This is a genomic window from Alkalispirochaeta americana (genome assembly GCF_900156105.1).
Classification (GTDB): Bacteria; Spirochaetota; Spirochaetia; order DSM-27196; family Alkalispirochaetaceae; genus Alkalispirochaeta; species Alkalispirochaeta americana.
The window spans coordinates 1-1,884 of the sequence record NZ_FTMS01000054.1; the positions used below are offsets into that span (position 1 = coordinate 1).

Annotated in this window: 1 protein-coding gene; it reads right to left on the reverse strand. The window is 51.2% G+C overall.

All coding sequences use genetic code 11. From position 1 onward, the window contains the following. Positions 1–731 precede the first annotated feature (731 nt). Positions 732–1,715 carry a restriction endonuclease gene (locus BW950_RS14650; protein ID WP_076490034.1) on the reverse strand — a complete coding sequence of 328 codons (984 nt, stop codon included), beginning with the start codon at positions 1,713–1,715 and terminating at the stop codon, positions 732–734. Positions 1,716–1,884: the final 169 nt, after the last annotated feature.

Genomic DNA, 1,884 nt, shown 5'->3' on the forward strand with positions numbered 1-1,884 from the left:
GCCGAATATATCGATTTTTCCAGCAGAAAAGACTTTCTCGCTGACCAGATTGCCTTCACCGATCGCCCTTGAACAGGCGGTTTCAATCCCTGGATGATACAGCTTTCCGAATAACGAGTGCCGTCCTCGGGAGCCCGGGATGCCCCAGGCGTCCTAACGCTGGCTTAACCGGCAATGCCTGACCAGCGGAGCGGGGTGGCGCGGTTTGTGCATAAGCGAGCGAAGCGAGGTGCACAAACCGTGACAGAAGGCATTGTCCGGTTGAAGCTGTTGTTCGCTTGCTCCAAACCCCCGATAGCATCAACGAACACCTGGGGCCATCAGGCACGTCCTTCTTCCTTCATGATCAATGCGTTCCTGGAAGAGAATCCCTTTATTCCAGATCCACCAAAAAAATCCGGGTCCATTATCCGCCGACAATTCAGATCTGGCCAGCAGAAAAGATTCTCTGCGCAGTCCAGGTTTCTTTCGCCGATCGAACCCCACAAATCGGGTTCCCCAATCCCGGGAAATCATATCTTTCCCAAATAGGGTGTGCCGTCCTCGGGAGCCCAGGATGCCCCGTCAAGACGAACGCCTGCGTAAGCCGCAAAGCCCGGAGCGTGCGAAGCGCGTGGAGGGCTTTGTCGGCTTCACGCAATCGTTAGAATTCTGATAGTTATCACCGAACCTGGCGGCATACCCAGAAAATAACGCGGCTTTGTGCCACCAACGCAGCCCAAGAACACTAGTCACGCCTTGATTAGCAGCGAAGGCACACTAGAAATACCAAGTTTATTGCGCGTGGATACTGAGAGAGCCGCTACGTGTGACGTCAGCCAGCCTGAAAATTCCTGGCCGTCCATAATATTCACATTGGATACTTGAGCTTTCTCTCGCAGTTCATCTGACACCTCTGCCGTGGTGATTAGCCACCGCAGGACCTGCTCCTCATCTTCGGCCGCCTGGATTTGCTTAACACCATGGAATCCAGACGCGCCTACGTGATGCTTAACTTGAATAAGCAGTTTTGTAGAAGAAAGGAAGTCTGTCTTGAACGCGGCGATGTCAACATCAGCAACGCCATCCTGGCCTTTTTTAGCCATTATGGCTGCTTCATATCCGTCTAGTTTGAGCAACTCAAGAACCAATTCCTCAAGGCCGGCGCCACCGCACGGCAGGTAGGTTCTTCCTGAACGTATATTATCAAGCATAGCCTCCCTGAAAGATTCAACCTCCAGCGCATCCATTTCTTGGACATGGGAGCTATAGATAGCGGAACCACCACCCTTCAAAGAAGCTATTATCTGCTCTATCTCTGGCGCAAACTCAGATAGTGAAACAACGCTTTGGCGAATTCTCAGCCGTGAAGAGAATGCGGTAGAAAGGCTCTTTCTGGGAACCTTAACAAGGTTTCCCTCTGCATTTCTGAAAAAGTCTACGGAAACTCTGTTGCTCCCATGCTTAACACCTTCGCCGTAGGACTTCTTTCCGGTAGATACGCCAATTAGTATTGCGCCGGGCACCGGTACAACAACAATATCTCCTTCCGCAATATTGAAGAACCTCACTATCTGCTTCTCACTTCTACCGAAATCTATCCTACTCTCCCTGAAGCAGCGTATCAGATCCTTATGGGAACTGAAGCTTGAAAAGTCTACTCGACTCCACCCGTATCCGATCCAACCCTCCTTAACGAGAACCCACGGACTTCTAACAAGAATACATTTACTCACCGAACCCCCCTAACAAATCCAATAAATTTCACCTAAACACGGAAATAAGCTGCGTGGCGTGGTTTTTTTGCATTCTAACGCTGGCTTAACCGGCAATGCCTGACCAGCGGAGCGGGGTGGCGCGGTTTGTGCGCAAGCGAGCGAAGCGAGGTGCACAAACCGTGACAGA